This is a genomic window from Sphingobium sp., from assembly GCA_023266575.1.
GTDB lineage: Bacteria > Pseudomonadota > Alphaproteobacteria > Sphingomonadales > Sphingomonadaceae > Sphingobium.
The window spans coordinates 100107-116144 of sequence record JAHFPV010000003.1 but is presented as its reverse complement, the minus strand read 5'-3'; the positions used below and the strand labels follow the sequence as shown (position 1 = coordinate 116144).

The window sequence follows — 16038 nt, the reverse complement described above, 5'->3', positions numbered from 1 at the left end:
GCGGGACAGTCGCGTCGGCCCATCATGCCTGCCGGTTGAAACGGAGTTGCCGGTCATGCGCAGGATCATTCGGACCATCTCCACCCTCATCGCAGGCGGCCTGCTGGTCGCCACTGGGGTCGGCGCGCCGGTCAGCGCTTTAGCGAACCGGGGGGTGACGGTATCGGCCTATAGCCTGGCACCATTTGGCGGAATCCGCCTCTATCGCCCCGGCGACCCGCCCCGCGCGACGGCCCTGTTCCTGTCCGGGGATGGCGGGTGGAACGCAGGCACCGTCGCCATCGCCCATGATATGGCAGAGCGCGGCATATTGGTAGCGGGCGTATCCACCCCCACCTTCCTGCGCGCGCTGGAGCGGGGGCGGGAGCGCTGCATCAATCCCAACTATGCGCTGGTCGCACTGGCGCGCGACGTCCAGCATCGCGCGGGCGTCCGTGCCTATAGGAAGCCCATCATCATCGGCTATTCGGCAGGCGCGACGCTCGCCTATGCCAGTCTGGCGCAATGGCCGGACGGCGCCTACCGCGCCGTCATATCGCTGGGCTTCAGCGCGGACATGCCCGGCCGCAAGCGCTGGTGTTCCGCACCGGGCTTTACCGCCCACGCCATTACAAAGCCCAGCCGCGGCTGGCTGTTCGCCGCCAATCGCCGGATCAGCCTGCCCTGGATCGTGGTACAGGGTCGGCGCGACACGGTGGTCGATTTTGCCGCCGCCCGGCGCTTCGTCGCGGACGTGCCGCACGCCCGCCTGATCGACCTGCCCCAGGGCGACCACAGCTTTGCCGACCGCACCCGCTGGATGCCCCGGCTGATGGCCGCGCTGGGGCCGATGCGTGCGCCCGTCGACGCCGCCAATGTCGCCGACCTCCCCCTGACCATCGTGCCGCCAGCCAGGCGCGGCGACCATGACGACAGGATGGCGGTCATCTATTCGGGCGACGGCGGCTGGGTCGGGCTGGACCGCGACATCGCCAGCCAGCTGGCGGCCAAGGGCATCCCGGTCGTCGGCATCGACAGCCTGTCCTATTTCTGGAGCCAGCGCACGCCATCTGGCGCGGGACAGGATCTGCGCCACATCATTGCGGCCTACAGCGCGCGCTGGCACCGGCCGCGCGTCATGCTGATCGGCTATAGTTTCGGCGCGGACGTGCTGCCCGCGATCGTCGGCACGCTCGATCCGCAAACGCGCGACCATATCGCCAGCCTGTCGCTGCTGGGGCTTGGGCCGACCGCCGATTTTCAGTTCCACCTCGCCTCATGGCTGGACCTCGATTCGGCCCAGGCCCAGCCGACCGTGCCCGCGATCATGCGCCTGCGCGACGTCCCCATCCGCTGCATCCGCGGCACGCTGGAGGAGGAAAGCGCCTGCCCGGCCATCCCGCGCCGCTTCGCAACGCAGATTATCGTGCCGGGCGGTCATCATTTCGGGCGCAATGCCGCGCTGCTCGCCAACATCGTCCTCGCCCCGTCATCGCGGCAGAGGGTGTGACGCGAAAGCCCTATCCCCCCACCGCGTCCGCCCTTGCGACCAGAGCGCGCGCTTCCTCGACATGCATCGCCTCAATCATCCGCCCCTCGAACCGCTCCGCCCCGCCGGTCGCCGCTTCGATCAGCCGCCTTGCATCGGCCAGCGCCTGCGCGTCCGGCCCGAACACACCGTTCGCCACCTCCACCTGCGCCGGATGGATCAAAGTCTTGCCATCGAAGCCCAGGGCATGGCCCGCCACGCACTCCGCCGCCAGCCCGTCCAGATCATCCAGCCGATTATAGACCCCGTCGAACACCGCGATCCCCGCCGCACGCGCCGCCAGCAGCACGGCCTGCATCGCATGGCTCAGCCCCTCGCGCCCAGCGCCCGCCGGTATGCCAAGGTCGCGGCGCAGGTCGTTCACCCCCATGAACAGCCCCGCACACCCCTCGCCCGCCGCGATGGACGGCGCGGCCAGCACGCCTTTCGCGCTCTCGATCATCGCGATCACCGGCTTTTGCGCCACGCTGAACACATCGCGCACCTGCTTGGCGCTCTCCACCTTGGGCAGCACGACATAGTCCACCGCCGTCGCCTTCATCGCGACCATCTCCGCCCCATGCCAGGGCGTCCCCTCGACATTGATCCGCACGCCGGTCAACCGCGGCCCGAACCCCTCGGCCAGCGCCGCCACCGCCCCGGCGCGCGCGTCCGCTTTCGCTTCGTCCACCACCGCATCCTCCAGGTCCAATATCACCATGTCGCACGGCAAAGTCCGCGCCTTGGCGATGGCGCGCGGGTTGGACGCGGGCAGGAACAGCAGCGAACGGGCATGGCGCAGCAACATGGGCAGACTCTCCTCGGTTTGACTTTCCCCGTTAACGAATAAGGCGCATAGTCCAAGCCTCTTTCGGGGAGACCATGATGCTGACGACCTTCGCCCTCACCCTCACCGCGCTCGTCCTCTTCTACCTCGCCGTCAGTGTGAAGGTGGTGCGGCAGGGCTATCAATATACGATCGAACGCTTCGGCCGCTTCACCGAAGTCGCCCGCCCCGGCCTCAATTTCTACCCCGCCTTCTTCTACGCCGTCGGGCGCAAGATCAACATGATGGAGCAGGTGGTCGATATTCCGGGGCAGGAGATCATCACCAAGGACAATGCCATGGTGTCGGTCGACGGCGTCGTATTCTTCCAGGTGCTGGACGCGGCGAAAGCGGCCTATGAAGTGTCCGAACTCTATGTCGCGATCATGCAGCTCGCCACCACCAACCTGCGCACCGTCATGGGATCGATGGACCTCGACGAAACCCTGTCCAAACGCGACGAGATCAACGCGCGGCTGCTGTCCGTGGTCGATCACGCCACCAACGCCTGGGGCATCAAGATCACCCGCGTCGAACTGAAGGACATCCGTCCGCCCGCCGACATCGTCAACGCCATGGGCCGCCAGATGAAGGCCGAACGCGAAAAGCGCGCCAACATATTGGATGCCGAAGGCGCACGCGCCGCCGAAATCCTGCGCGCCGAGGGGGAGAAGCAGGGCCAGATATTGCAAGCCGAAGGCCGCCGCGAAGCCGCCTTCCGCGACGCCGAAGCCCGCGAGCGCGAGGCAGAGGCCGAAGCCAAGGCGACCCAGATGGTCTCCGACGCGATTTCCGCCGGCAACCCGCAGGCGCTCAATTACTTCATCGCCCAAAAATACACCGAAGCCGTCAGCCAGTTCGCCACCAGCCCCAATGCCAAGACCATCCTCTTCCCGGTCGAAGCCACCCAGCTGATCGGCACGCTGGGCGGCATCGGCGCCCTGGCGCGCGAAGCCCTGGGCGGCGACAATGCCCCAACGCCCCCCCCGCCAGCGCCACGCCGTGGCCCCTTCGGCCAAAGCCAGGGATAAGGTCGATGGGTGCGCAATCCTCACTTAGCCCCTCCCCTTTAGGGGAGGGGTTGGGGGTGGGGGCGTGCCCCAGACGCAGTTCTACGACGATAACCCCCACCCCAACCCCTCCCCTGAAGGGGAGGGGCTTAAATCCTCAACACCAACCCAACCCCCGGACCCCCACCTCATGACCCTAACCACCCTGCTCGAAGATCATTGGGCCTGGCTGGTCCTCGCCGCCTTGCTGGGGATCGCCGAAGTGATGATCCCCGGCGTATTCCTGATCTGGATCGCCATCGCCGCCGCCATCACCGGCCTGACCGCGCTGGCGCTGCCGATCGGCCTGCCCCTGCAACTGCTGATCTTCGCTGCCTTGAGCATCGCCGCCGTCTGGGCCGGTCGCCGCTGGTATACCGACCACCCCGTCGCCTCCACCGACCCCCTCCTCAACGACCGCACCGCCCGCCTGATCGGCCAGACCGTCACCGTGGTGGAAGCCATCACCGGCGGCGAAGGCCGCGTCAAAGTCGGCGACAGCGTCTGGAGCGCGGTCGGCGCGGACGCGGAGGTCGGCGCACGGGTGCGCGTGATCGCGGCTGAGGGGACGGTGTTAAGGGTGGAGGGGGTTTAGGGCGGGATCGCGCCAGTTTTGGACGTTCGGCAAACTATGATGGATTCTTAAAAGCGGTCAGTCCTTCCCCATGCCCACCCAGCAAAAGTTGTCGGTCGCCGAGCGGCCATATAGGCAAAATCCACAGCATCAGATCTGCTGGCCAGCATTCCGCTCTAAACCGGGCGAGTTGATGCTTGACGCGAACGGAGCGTTGACCAAAAATGGGCGAGTACACGCCGAAGTGCTGACGAGGTGAATATGGGACGGAAAATCTACAAATATTTTTCGGCCAACGTCATCGAATTCGTTTTCACGCGACCGAGCATCTGCGGTATTAAATGCTCGTTTCCAAAAGATTACAACGACCCTTACGAGCTGTTCCTTGGGGTCGACCTCACCGTCACGCCGGATTTGTTAGCCGCTTATCGTGAACTGGTGGATGAACTGCCGCAGTGGCCTACATCCTGTTTTTCCGCGTCACCAGTCGTCGCGCCGATGTGGGCACACTATGGCGACAATCATTCGGGATTCGTGGTCGAGTTCGACGTCGATACAGTTAAGTCCAACTTCCCAAACATCGTCATCATGGATGTGACTTACCGGACCGAACCGAGTCCTGATATTGCTGGTCATTTGCAAAGGGCAGTCGGGACAAAAAAACCGCGACACGCCTATTTCTTGCAGCAGGCCGTTCTGAATACGGCTTATTTTTCAAAAGATGTCGCTTGGAGTTATGAACAGGAATGTCGGCTGCTAGATCAGGAAGATTATTGCGAGACGATTGGCGACCATAAAATTCTGCAAGTACCCATAAACTGCTGTACAGCGATCATCGTCGGCAAGGGTGCCGCACCCACAACTATCTCACGTACCAAGGATATTGCTGCTGAAAGTGGCATAAGCTGGTTCCATGCCCTTATCGGAAAATCGATGGCGCAGCCATTCTTGGAAGCGGAGAATGGCGCGCGCGCCGTGTTCGACGGCACTGAAATATGTCCGGCGGTAAAAGTGTGCAAAAGTTGCGCGGAACCAGTTTTATCGAATTCGAGCTTGTGCCCGTGGTGCAGCATTTCGGAAGACCATGCTTTAGAAGCGGCACAAGGAAATCCGCTTCGAATGCTCGAAAACCTTGGGATGCTTGAGAATTATTATCGCAAGCTAGAAGATTTGGCGAGAACGCAGAGGACGCGTTGACGGCTTCTCGCCTGGCCTAGACTCGAAGGTCCGCTTGCTAAGGTTACTCGCCATAAACCCGCCATTCCGCAATCGGCCAATTGTGTTCGGCCAAAGCCGCTATCACCACGCCTACCCCACCCAAGGATCAACCACCCCGACCCCCGTCCCCTCGAAATCCCGAACATTGCGCGTCACCACGGTCAGCCCATGGACCAGCGCCGTCGCCGCGATCCAGCCGTCGCGTTCGCTCACCGGGTCGGGGACGTGCAGTCCGGCACAGGCCACCGCCACCGCGCCGTCCATCGCCAGCACCCGCCCCGCAAAGCCGGGTTTGACGATCTGATCGAGCCAGCGGCGCAGGCTTGTCCCCTGCGCGGTATCGCGGCGCTCGATACGCACCACGCCCAGTTCCAGCTCGAACAGGGTCATCGCCGAAACAAAGGTCGTGCTGGGGTCGGTCGCCTTGAGCCACGCCACAACCTGCGGCGCGGCGCGGCCCGACCGCATCTTGCGGCTTTCGGAAATCACATTGGTGTCGATCAGGAACATCAATCCAGCTCGGCGGCACGCGATGCGATCTGCGCCTTGGGCGGGTCGAAATCGAAATCCTGATCATCATCGGGCATCAGCAGGTCGAACAGCGACGCGCCATGCCCCGCCAGCCGCTCATAATCGCGGATCGCCAGCACGACGAGCGAGGGCTTGTTGCGGTCGGTGATGAACACCGGGCCGGACTGCGCCGCCCGCTTGATGCTGCCGGGGTCGCGGTTGAATTCCCGGCTGGTGAAGGTCGCGGTCATCGGCATATCCCATATGTCGTTACATACAGACATAATATGTCGTTGTCCCGCTGTCAACGCTCCGCCCTCCCCCCTGTCCTACAACCCGCCTCCCATGCCATGCTCCCCGTCATGCCCGACTCTCCCGATCTTCTCCACTTCACCCCGGTCCCGCTCCAGCGCCGCGCGCGCGGCTGGACGCCTGATGCGCAGGCGGCGTTCATCGCCGCGCTGGCCCAGTGCGGCATCGTCGCGCATGCGGCGCGCAGCGTCGGCTGTTCGCCGCGGTCTGCCTATCATCTGCGCGCGCGGCCCGGCGCGGACAGTTTCGCTGCGGCGTGGGACTGGGCGATCGAAATGGGGCTGGATGCCGCGCGGGATCGCGCCATGGCGCTGATCCATGACGCCGCGCCGCGACCGATCTTCCGGGGCGGGCGGGAGGTTGGCTATCGCACCGGGACGGACCATCGCATCATGTTCGCGGCGCTGCGGTCACTGGCGGGCGATGTGGAAGGGCTGCGCGCCGCCATGCCCCATCGCGTGCGGATCGACCAGCGCGAGGAGGCGGAACAGGCGCGCAGCCATTTGTTATGATCTGTCGCCAATAGGAAATATCATGTCGCATTTACCGGGAAATATGCGAAGTTAAGCGGCAAATATCCTATCCCGGAGCGCTTGCATGACCGCCACTCGCCGCGATTTCCTCGTCGCCGGTTCCTCCGCCTTCGCGCTGGCCGCGCTGCCCGCCCGCGCCGCCACCCAAACACCAGATGCCCGCGCCGAAGCGACCCTTGCCGCCATGGCCGAAGCAATGCTCGCCGATGCCCCCGAAAGCGCCAGCGGGCTTGGCATCGACACCGGCCCCCGCGCCGCGCTCAAGCACCGGCTCGGCAATAAAAGCCCGGCAGGTCAGGCGCAGATCGCCGCCCATGTGACCGATCGCCTGAGCAAACTCCGCGCCATCGATCTTGCTCCGCTCTCCCCCGTCACCCGCACCAGTGTGGAGGTGACCCGCGCCGCGCACGAACTGGCGGCGGAAGGGTTCGCCTTCCCCTTTGGCGACATGGCGATGATGAACAGCAACTGGTCCTACCGCAACGCGCCCTATGCCGTCGCGCAAAACACCGGCAGCTTCGTCGAGACCCCCGATTTCCTCGATTCCAACCACGCCATCGCCACCCCCGCCGATGCCGACGCCTATCTCGATCGCCTCACCGCCTATGCCGCCAATCTGGCGGGCGAGACGGAGCGGCTCCGCCATGACGCAGGCATTGGCGTCTCCGCCCCCGCCTTCCTGCTCGACAAGAGCATCGCCCAGATGGAGGCGGTGCGCGCCCTCCCCCTCGACCAGTGGGTGCCGGTCGTCTCCATCGCCCGCCGCACCGCGTCCATGCCCGGCGACTATGGGGCAAAGGCGCTCCAGATCGTCCGCACCAAAGTCGCCCCGGCGCTCTCCGCGCAAGTCGCCGAACTCAAACGCCAGCGCACCACCGCCACTATGGACGCAGGCGTGTGGAAGCTGCCGCAGGGCGAGGCCTATTATGCCTGGGCGCTCAAAGCCGGGACCACGACCACTATGACCCCGGACGACGTGCATAGACTGGGGCTGGAGCAACTCGCCGCGCTGCAATCGGAAATGGACGGGCTGCTCAAGGGTCTGGGCATGACCCAGGGGACCGTGGGCGAACGGATGACCGCAATGGGGAAAGACCCGCGCTACCTCTTCCCCAATGACGATAAGGGCCGCGCGCAGATCCTCGCCTATATTGACGGCCGCCTCACCGACATCCGCACCCGCCTGCCCAACGCCTTCGCCACGCTGGTCCCGGCCAAACTGATCGTCAAGCGCGTCCCGGTGGAGATAGAGGCGGGCGCGCCCGGTGCCTATGCCGGGGCCGGCTCCATCGACGGATCGACGCCCGGCAACTATTATATCAACCTGCGCGATACCAGCATCTGGCCGCGTTACGGCCTGCCGACGCTCACCTATCATGAAGGCATACCGGGCCATATCTGGCAGGGCGAATATACGTATAAACTGCCGCTGATCCGCTCCCTGCTCGCCTTCAACGCCTATAGCGAGGGCTGGGCGCTCTATGCCGAGCAACTGGGCGACGAGCTTGGTGCCTATGACGGCGATGTCGCCGGGCGGCTGGGCTATCTCCAGTCGATCGCCTATCGCTGCTGCCGTCTGGTGGTCGATACCGGCCTCCACGCCAAGCGCTGGACCCGCGATCATGCCATCCACTGGTTCGCCACCACCAATGGCTCCACGGTCGAGGATGTGCAGGGCGAGGTCGATCGTTACTGCGCCTGGCCGGGGCAGGCCTGCGGCTACAAGGTTGGCCATGGCGAAATCAACCGCCTGCGCAGCATGGCGAAAACCGCGCTGGGCGACCGCTTCGACTTTCGCCTGTTCAACGACGCGGTAGTCAAGGGCGGCGGCGTGCCGATGACTGTGCTGGCCGGGCATGTCGAGGCATGGGTGGCGGAGCGGCGATCGTGACAAACCTTCTCCCTCAAGGGAGAAGGATATGCAGCCTTACTGGCGCAGCCAGTTAGGCGAAGTTGGATGAGGGTGTGCTACGCCATGATGGCACGCTTCCGACAAGTCGGACACCCTCACCAGCTGCGACTAGTGGATTGATTTTGACATTTGCATCCCCTGGCGGCTGGGATGGGTCTGCAAATGTCAAAATCGTAAAATCCACTAGAATCAAAAGAATGCTAGTGGTCCGAAAAGATTCTGACATTTGAACACGCCTTATCCCATAGGGTAGCAAATGTCAGAATCGGACCACTAGGCAGCAGCTGCCAAGTCTGCGCAACCTCTCCCTCAAGGGAGAGGATAAACCACCTTTACCCCACAAACGCCCGTTCGATCACAAACTGCCCCGGCGCGGCATTCGACCCTTCGGTAAAGCCATTGGCTTCGAACCAGGCCGCGAACTGCTTGATCATCTCCATGCTGCCGCACATCATGATCCGGTCGGTTTCGGGGTCAAACTTCGGCGCACCCGGAATGCCCTCGAACAGCACGCCGCTCTCGACCAGCTTGTCGATCCGTGCGGTGTGGCCGTCAAACGGCTCGCGGGTCACGGTCGGCACATAATGGAACTGGGCGGGCGCCTGTTCGGACACCAGCGGATCCTCCGCCCATTTGGATTCCAGCTCCTCGCGGAAGGCCAGATCGCTCACCCGCCGCACCGAATGGATCGCGACGACCTGCTCGTAAAATTCATAGACGTCCGGGTCGCGCGACAGGCTGAGGAAGGGGGCGAGGCCCGTGCCGGTCGACAGCATGAACAGCCGCTTGCCCGGCAGCAGCGCGTCGGTCACCAGCGTGCCGGTCGGCTTGCGGCCCAGATAAATCTGGTCGCCCGGCTCGATCAGCTGGAGCTTGGACGTCAGCGGACCATCCTCGACCTTGATCGACAGAAATTCCAGCTCCTCGTCCCACGAAGGACTGGCGACCGAATAGGCGCGCAGCAGCGGCTTGCCATTTTCGCCCTTCAGGCCGATCATCACAAACTCGCCGGAGCGGAAGCGGAAGCTGGCCGGGCGGCTGATGCGGAAACTGAACAGATGCTCGTTCCAGTGCCGCACCGACAGCACCGTTTCCACGCTCAGCGCGCCGGTGGGTTCCAGGTGCGGCTTTTCAATCGTCACGTCGGTCAAGACCTTCTTCCTTGCCATCTACGCGCGCCTGCCGGGGCAGGCAACGCCAGTTGCGTATCGTTCGCAACAACTGATATCAGCCGCGAATGGAGCCAACGCCGCATGAAGGCAAGGCGAAAAAAACTTGGGGGGCCGATAGCTGCCCCCCGTCATCGGGCTGGCTTCAGCCGAACAGCCCTTTGGCCAGGCCGCCCAGTTCATTGAGCGGATTGCCGTCGCCATCGCGATCGAACATGCCGCCAAGCTTGCCCAATATCGCTTCGGGACCGCCGAACTGGCCCAGCAATTCCTGCAACTTGTCCGCCGACACGCCATGTTCCGCCGCCGTTTCAGCGAGCGCGGCCACGCTGGTTTCACCCGACCCGATCTTGCCGCTGATTTCGGTCATCAATCCCTGCATCTGTTCCGGCGTCACGCCGATCTGCGCCGCGATCGCTTCCAGACCGCCTACCTTGCCAATGAGATCGTCGAACATGCCCATCATCGTCACTCCTGCTTCACCACGACGCGCAGCATAGCATCGTTACGCATGTGCAAAAAGAAAAAGGGCCGGAAGGATCGCTCCCCCGGCCCCGATTTTTCATGATTGCGCCGGATCAGGCGGCGACGGTCAGCGCCGCGCTGCGGACGCCTTCGTCCACATGATCCTCAAACTGCGCGAAATTGTCGACGAACTGCTTGACCAGCACGGCGGCGGTTTCGTCATAGGCGTTGGCGTCCGCCCACATCGCGCGCGGATCCAGGATGGTCGATTCGACACCAGCGACCGCCACCGGCACGTCGAAGCCGAAATTGGGATCGGTGCGGAATTCGGCCTGGTTCAGGCTGCCGTCGAGCGCGGCGTTGAGCAGCGCGCGGGTAACCTTGATCGGCATCCGCTTGATCCCCGGCATCGTCGCCTTGCCACCGGCCCAGCCGGTATTGACCAGCCAGCAGGTGACCCCGCCCTTGTTGATCCGCTCTTTCAGCAGATTGCCATAGACGCTGGGGTGACGCGGCATGAAGGGCGCGCCAAAGCAGGTGGAGAAGGTCGCGGTCGGCTCGGTCACGCCGATTTCGGTGCCAGCGACCCGCGCGGTATAACCCGACAGGAAGTGGTACATCGCCTGTTCCGGGGTCAGCCGCGCAATCGGGGGCAGCACGCCATAGGCGTCGGCGGTCAGGAAGATGATATTCTTCGGGACCGGACCCAGATTCTTTTCGGACGTGTTGGGAATGAAATCGATCGGGTAGGAACCGCGGCTGTTTTCGGCCAGGCTATTGTCGTCCAGGTCGATCTCGCGAGTCTCCTCGTCGATCACGACATTTTCCAGAACCGTGCCAAAACGCTTGGTGGTGGCGAAAATCTCAGGCTCCGCCTCGGCCGACAGGTTGATCATCTTGGCGTAGCAGCCGCCCTCGAAATTGAACACGGCGGTGTCCGACCAGCCATGCTCGTCATCGCCGATCAGCGTGCGGCTGGCGTCCGCCGACAGGGTGGTCTTGCCTGTACCGGACAGGCCGAAAAACACAGCGGTGTCGCCGTTCGGGCCGATATTGGCCGAACAATGCATCGGCATCACGCCCTTCACCGGCAGCAGATAGTTGAGGATGCCGAACACCGACTTCTTCATTTCACCGGCATAGGCGGTGCCGCCGATCAGGATCAGCTTCTCGGTGAAGTTGACCGCCACCACCGTCTCGCTGCGGCAGCCATGACGCGCCGGATCGGCCTTGAAAGTCGGCAGGTCGATGATCGTATATTCAGGCGCAAAGTCCGCCAATTCTTCCGCGGTCGGACGGACCAGCAGGGTGCGGATGAACAGATTGTGCCAGGCACGTTCGTTGATGACGCGCACATTGACGCGATGTTCAGGCTGCGAACCGCCAAACAGGTCGGCGACATAGAGCGTGTCTTTCTCGCCCAGCGCCTTGAAGAAATCTTCCTTCAGCGCAGCGAACTGCTCCGGCGTCATCCCGCGATTGGTATCGCCCCACCACACCGTCGATTCGGTTTCGGCGTCGCGGACGATGAACTTGTCCTTGGCGCTGCGGCCGGTATGCTTGCCGGTCTTGACGACCAGCGGGCCGTCCTTCGACAATATGCCTTCGCCGTTGCGGATCGCCGCCTCGACCAAAGGCGCGGTGCCGAGATTCCAGAACTGGACGGCATTGGTCGTAATGCCCTGGTTGACCAGGGTGATTGAGGATTTGGCCTGCACGCCTTTGCTCCTGATGTAATAATTCCGTGTCACAAACATCTGCATATTCGCGACCGGTCCGCCCCTCAGCGCCGCTGTCTTGTGCGCGGCGTCATTCCTGCAGACATTTGGGGGCATAAGGCTTTGCGGATGGTGCGTCAAATCCCTGTGGTCCGGCGTTTGTCCCGAATAGCGACTCTTATGCCGCAGGATCGGCTGCACCTGCCTTCCTTGCAGCGCGCGCTGGCATGGTCTAACGCTCTGTCGCCCCCGTCCTCACATATTCCTGGCCACACATATTTCTGGGATGCCGCATGACAGCAACCATCGCCCTGGTGGATGACGACAAGAATATCCTGACGTCCGTGTCGATCGCGCTCCAGACCGAAGGCTTCATGACGCGGGTCTATTCCGATCCCGAAGGCGCGCTGAAAGCGCTGCTCGACAATCCCGCCGATCTGGCCGTGTTCGACATCAAAATGCCGCGTATGGACGGCCTTGAACTGCTGCGCCGCCTGCGTGAGAAAAGCCCGATGCCGGTCATTTTCCTGACGTCGAAGGCCGACGAACTGGACGAGGCGCTGGGGCTGGCGATGGGCGCGGACGACTATATTTCCAAACCCTTTTCGCAGCGGCTGCTGATCGCCCGCATCCGCGCGATCCTGCGCCGCGCCGAAGTCAGCCGCACGCCCGAAACCCCCGACCAGCCCGTCGCCGACCCTATCATCCGCGGGCGGCTGGAAATGGACCCGGCGCGCCACCGGGTCAAATGGAACGGGCAGGACGTGACGCTGACCGTCACCGAATTTCTCATCCTCGAAACGCTGGCCGCCCGCCCCGGCGTGGTCAAGAACCGCAACCAGTTGATGGACGCCGCCTATCAGGATGACGTCTATGTCGACGACCGCACCATCGACAGCCATATCAAGCGGCTGCGGCGCAAATTCCGCGAGGTAGATTCCGATTTCAACGCAATCGACACACTCTATGGCGCCGGATATCGCTTCTCCGAAGAGTGACGGCATGGGTGCTGACGGCCTGCGCTGGTCCGGGCGGATCAGCCTCACGCCGCGCATTCTGGCCGTCAACGTCTTTGCGCTGGCGCTGCTGGCGGGGGGATTCTTCTATCTCGACAGCTATCGCACGCGCATCGTCGACGCACGGCTGGAACAGTCGGCGCGGGAACTGCAATTGCTGGCGATCGGGCTGGAAAGCGCCCCGCCCGAACGGCAGGGTCAACTGATCGCCGCCTATGCCCGCCAGACCGGCGACCGGGTGCGCCGCTACGCCCCCGACGGCCATCGCCTGTCCGACAGTTTCGCCATGAACGCGCCGCGCTATCGGCTGCGCCAGCCATCGGAAGAAGGCTGGCAGCGCCATGTCGCCCGCTTCCTGGACAAGGCGATGGACCGGGTCGTATCGGCTGACCGTCCGCCAGACTTTACCGAACCGACCGTCGATCGCGCCGATGCCTGGCCCGAAGTGCAGCTGGCGCGCAAGACCGGGCGACCCCAGGCAGTCAATCGCTATGCCCCCGACCGGACCTTCGTGATTTCCGCCGCCATGGTGATGCGCGACGGCACCAGCCTGCTGGCGACCGAAAATGCTCGCGACATCACCCGCACCGTCCGGGCGGAGCGGCTGCGGCTGGGCATGGTGCTGGCCGTCGCCGCGCTCGCCTCGGTGCTGCTCTCGCTGTTCCTGGCCCGCACCATCGTACTGCCGCTCCAGCGCCTTGCCCGCGCCGCCGTGCGGGTGCGGCTGGGCCGGGCGCGGCAGGTCACCGTGCCGCGCCTGCCCGAACGGCGGGACGAAATCGGGATGCTGGCGCGCGCTTTGTCGGACATGAGCCAGGCACTGCGCCAGCGGATCGACGCGACCGACGCCTTTGCCGCCGATGTCAGCCATGAGCTTAAAAACCCCATCGCCTCGCTCCGATCCGCCCTCGATGCACTCGACCGGGTCGAGCGGCCCGACCTGCGCGCGCAGTTGATGGCGATCGCGCAGGACGATGTCCGCCGCCTCGACCGGCTGGTCACCGACATTGCCGAAGCCTCCCGCGTCGATGCCGAACTTTCCCGCACCCGGTTCGAGCCGATCGATCTGGGCCAGCTGATCGAAAAGATCGTCGGCGCCCATGAAGCGCGCGGCGTGCCGCGCGGCGTCCGCCTCGCCTTCGCTCGCCCGCGCAAGGATGTCGCGGTGGTGCTGGGCGAAGAACAGCGGCTGGTGCGGGTGCTGGAAAATCTGATCGACAACGCCATTTCCTTCTCGCCCGATGGCGGACTGGTTCAGGTGGTCGCCACCGTGGCTGACGATCAGGTGCTGGTCAGTGTCGAGGATGAAGGGCCGGGCGTCCCGGAATCGGAGCGCGAACATGTGTTCCGCCGATTCCACAGCGTCCGCCCCGAAGGCGAAACTTTCGGCAAACATTCCGGCCTTGGCCTGGCCATTGCCCGCTCCATCATCGACGGCCATCAGGGCCGCATCAGCATCGCCGATCGGCAGGACGCCCAGAGCGGCGCCTGCTTCATCCTGCACCTGCCCATGGCGGTGGCGCGCGATCCCGGCATGGTGTCGGAATGATCGCCATCGCCCGGCCATGGCGGTTGGCGGCGGCCCGATAGCGGGCTAGGGTAGCGGGCCATCATGTCGACCGTGCCCATCCCCCGTCGGCGCTTCCACCGCCTTGCCCTTGCCGCGCTGCCCGGCCTGCTTGCGCTGCTTGGCGGCTGCTCCAGCGAGAATAACGACCCGGTGGTCGTCAGCGTCGTGGGCGACCGCGATGATTTCGCCAAACCCTTGCAACATCTGCCCGATCCCGGCGCCAAGCTGATCCTGGAAGCGACCGCACAGGGCTTGGTCGCGTTCGACGCCCGCGGCGACATATTACCGGCGTTGGCGCAGCGCTGGATCGTGGAAGATGACGGACGCAGCTATATTTTCCGTCTGCGCCGCGCCTTCTGGGCCAATGGCGCGCGCGTCACCGCGCCCGACGTCGCGCGGATGCTGATGGCGCGGATCGAATCGCTGCGCCGCTTCGATCCTGACGGACCGCTGGACGCGGTGCAGGCCGTCATCCCGATGACCGGCGAAGTGATCGAAATCCGCCTCGCCGCCGCCCGCCCTCACATCCTCCAGATGCTCGCCCAGCCGCAAATGGCCATCGTCTCGCGCGACGGCGGCACTGGACCCTATCGGCGCAAGATATGGGGCAAGGCCGTAATCTTGACCCCGGTCGATCGTCTGAGCGGCGGGGATGAGCCGGAAGAAACGCCCGTCCCCGCCTGGCAGACGCGGGTCGTGCGTTCCGAACGGGCAGCGCTGGCGATCATACGCTTCCGCGAACGCCAGGCCGCGCTGGTGCTGGGCGGACGCCTGGCCGAACTGCCGCTGCTGGTGCCAGCGGGGATCGATCGCGACGCGGTGCGCGCCGATCCGGTGCAGGGCTTGCTGGGGCTGGCGGTGACCGGCCGGGGCCGCCTGCTGGACGATGACGGGGTGCGCGCCGCGATCAACATGGCGATCGACCGCAGCCAGATTCCCGCCCTGCTGCCCATCGGCGGCTGGGCAACCAGCAACCGCATCGTCCCCGACCAGCTTGACCTTGGCCGACCGCCGACCGAGCCAGACTGGGCCGCGCTGTCGCTGGAGGATCGACGGGCGCAGGCGCGCGCGACCATCGACCGCTGGCGCACCGATCGCGGCGCGCCGCCGCCGCTGCGTATCGCCCTGCCGCAGGGTCCGGGCGCGACCCTGCTGTTCGGGCTGCTGCGCCGCGATCTTGGCGCAATCGGCTTGGCCGTCCGCCGCGTCCCCCTCACTAGCGATGCGGACCTGCGGCTGATCGACGAAGTCGCCGCCTATGACAGCGCGCTCTGGTATCTGGGCCGGGTCGGCTGCGCCCGCAAAATCCATTGCAGCAATGAAGCCGATGCCCAGCTTCAGGCCGCGAGCCTCGCCAGTTCACTTGCCGATCGCACCGCCCGCATCGCGCAGGCCGAAGCGCTGATGGTCGCCCATAATGGCTATATCCCGCTTGGCGCGCCAATCCGCTGGTCGCTCGTGTCCAAGCGACTCAACGGCTTCCTCCCCTCGCCCCGTGCGCGCCACCCATTGAACCATCTGTTCCGCCGCACCAATTAGGGTGCAGACCCACATATTACGAGGTCGAGATGGAGACGAAAATGGCTGGTGGGAGGGAGAGCGCGCCGCGAGATAGCGGCACTATCTTGCAAGCGTTCGACCGCTCCACCGGCCATTTTC

General features: G+C 64.5%; 15 protein-coding genes. 9 read left to right on the top strand and 6 right to left on the bottom strand.

Annotation, left to right across the window (positions count from 1 at the left end):
* Positions 1-55 precede the first annotated feature (55 nt).
* The gene (locus tag Q0D44_RS05325; RefSeq protein ID WP_294133553.1) at positions 56-1489 is read left to right on the top strand and encodes an AcvB/VirJ family lysyl-phosphatidylglycerol hydrolase; all 1434 of its coding nucleotides are present in this window, start codon (positions 56-58) and stop codon (positions 1487-1489) included.
* A gap of 10 nt (positions 1490-1499) precedes the next feature.
* Here the strand turns inward: Q0D44_RS05325 and Q0D44_RS05320 are convergent, their stop codons facing one another.
* Positions 1500-2315, bottom strand: coding sequence for a CoA ester lyase (locus tag Q0D44_RS05320; protein ID WP_294133550.1), 816 nt, complete (start codon positions 2313-2315; stop codon positions 1500-1502).
* A 77-nt stretch (positions 2316-2392) separates the two neighbouring features.
* Here Q0D44_RS05320 and Q0D44_RS05315 point away from each other — a divergent pair, with 77 nt between their 5' ends.
* From Q0D44_RS05315 to Q0D44_RS05305, 3 genes are all read left to right on the top strand, one after another.
* Positions 2393-3364: an SPFH domain-containing protein gene (locus Q0D44_RS05315; protein ID WP_294133968.1), complete on the top strand. Its 972-nt coding sequence runs from the start codon at positions 2393-2395 to the stop codon at positions 3362-3364.
* A 169-nt stretch (positions 3365-3533) separates the two neighbouring features.
* On the top strand, positions 3534-3977 hold the full coding sequence (locus Q0D44_RS05310) for an NfeD family protein (RefSeq protein ID WP_294133547.1): 444 nt from the start codon (positions 3534-3536) through the stop codon (positions 3975-3977).
* A 240-nt stretch (positions 3978-4217) separates the two neighbouring features.
* Complete coding sequence (locus Q0D44_RS05305; protein ID WP_294133544.1) at positions 4218-5153, top strand: DUF2971 domain-containing protein; 936 nt, start codon at positions 4218-4220, stop codon at positions 5151-5153.
* 111 nt (positions 5154-5264) lie between these two features.
* Here Q0D44_RS05305 and Q0D44_RS05300 read toward each other — a convergent pair whose 3' ends face one another.
* Positions 5265-5684 carry a type II toxin-antitoxin system VapC family toxin gene (locus tag Q0D44_RS05300; protein WP_294133541.1) on the bottom strand — a complete coding sequence of 140 codons (420 nt, stop codon included), beginning with the start codon at positions 5682-5684 and terminating at the stop codon, positions 5265-5267.
* A complete protein-coding gene (locus Q0D44_RS05295; RefSeq protein ID WP_294133538.1) occupies positions 5684-5935 on the bottom strand; it encodes a type II toxin-antitoxin system prevent-host-death family antitoxin in 252 nt (83 codons plus the stop codon). Before Q0D44_RS05295 ends, Q0D44_RS05300 begins: the two co-directional genes overlap by 1 nt.
* A gap of 111 nt (positions 5936-6046) precedes the next feature.
* On the opposite strand from Q0D44_RS05295, the gene Q0D44_RS05290 reads away from it, so the two are divergent.
* Entirely contained in the window at positions 6047-6508 is a 462-nt protein-coding gene (locus Q0D44_RS05290) for a hypothetical protein (RefSeq protein WP_294133536.1), read from the top strand.
* An 85-nt stretch (positions 6509-6593) separates the two neighbouring features.
* A complete protein-coding gene (locus tag Q0D44_RS05285; protein ID WP_294133533.1) occupies positions 6594-8420 on the top strand; it encodes a DUF885 family protein in 1827 nt (608 codons plus the stop codon).
* Between the two features lie 353 nt (positions 8421-8773).
* Here the strand turns inward: Q0D44_RS05285 and Q0D44_RS05280 are convergent, their stop codons facing one another.
* From Q0D44_RS05280 to Q0D44_RS05270, 3 genes are all read right to left on the bottom strand, one after another.
* On the bottom strand, positions 8774-9610 hold the full coding sequence (locus tag Q0D44_RS05280; RefSeq protein ID WP_254798126.1) for a ferredoxin--NADP reductase: 837 nt from the start codon (positions 9608-9610) through the stop codon (positions 8774-8776).
* 145 nt (positions 9611-9755) lie between these two features.
* Positions 9756-10073, bottom strand: coding sequence for a hypothetical protein (locus tag Q0D44_RS05275; RefSeq protein ID WP_119746441.1), 318 nt, complete (start codon positions 10071-10073; stop codon positions 9756-9758).
* A gap of 115 nt (positions 10074-10188) precedes the next feature.
* A complete protein-coding gene (locus Q0D44_RS05270) occupies positions 10189-11793 on the bottom strand; it encodes a phosphoenolpyruvate carboxykinase (protein WP_294133527.1) in 1605 nt (534 codons plus the stop codon).
* A 293-nt stretch (positions 11794-12086) separates the two neighbouring features.
* Between Q0D44_RS05270 and Q0D44_RS05265 the strand changes: the two genes are divergently transcribed.
* The 3 genes from Q0D44_RS05265 (at position 12087) to Q0D44_RS05255 (ending at position 15918) form a co-directional block, all read left to right on the top strand.
* Positions 12087-12791, top strand: coding sequence for a response regulator transcription factor (locus Q0D44_RS05265; RefSeq protein WP_294133525.1), 705 nt, complete (start codon positions 12087-12089; stop codon positions 12789-12791).
* Positions 12760-14358, top strand: a complete 1599-nt coding sequence (locus tag Q0D44_RS05260; RefSeq protein ID WP_294133523.1) for an ATP-binding protein — start codon at positions 12760-12762, stop codon at positions 14356-14358. Before Q0D44_RS05265 ends, Q0D44_RS05260 begins: the two co-directional genes overlap by 32 nt.
* Positions 14359-14421: 63 nt before the next feature.
* Positions 14422-15918 (top strand): ABC transporter substrate-binding protein, encoded by a 1497-nt coding sequence (locus tag Q0D44_RS05255; RefSeq protein ID WP_294133521.1) that lies wholly within the window; start codon positions 14422-14424, stop codon positions 15916-15918.
* Positions 15919-16038: the final 120 nt, after the last annotated feature.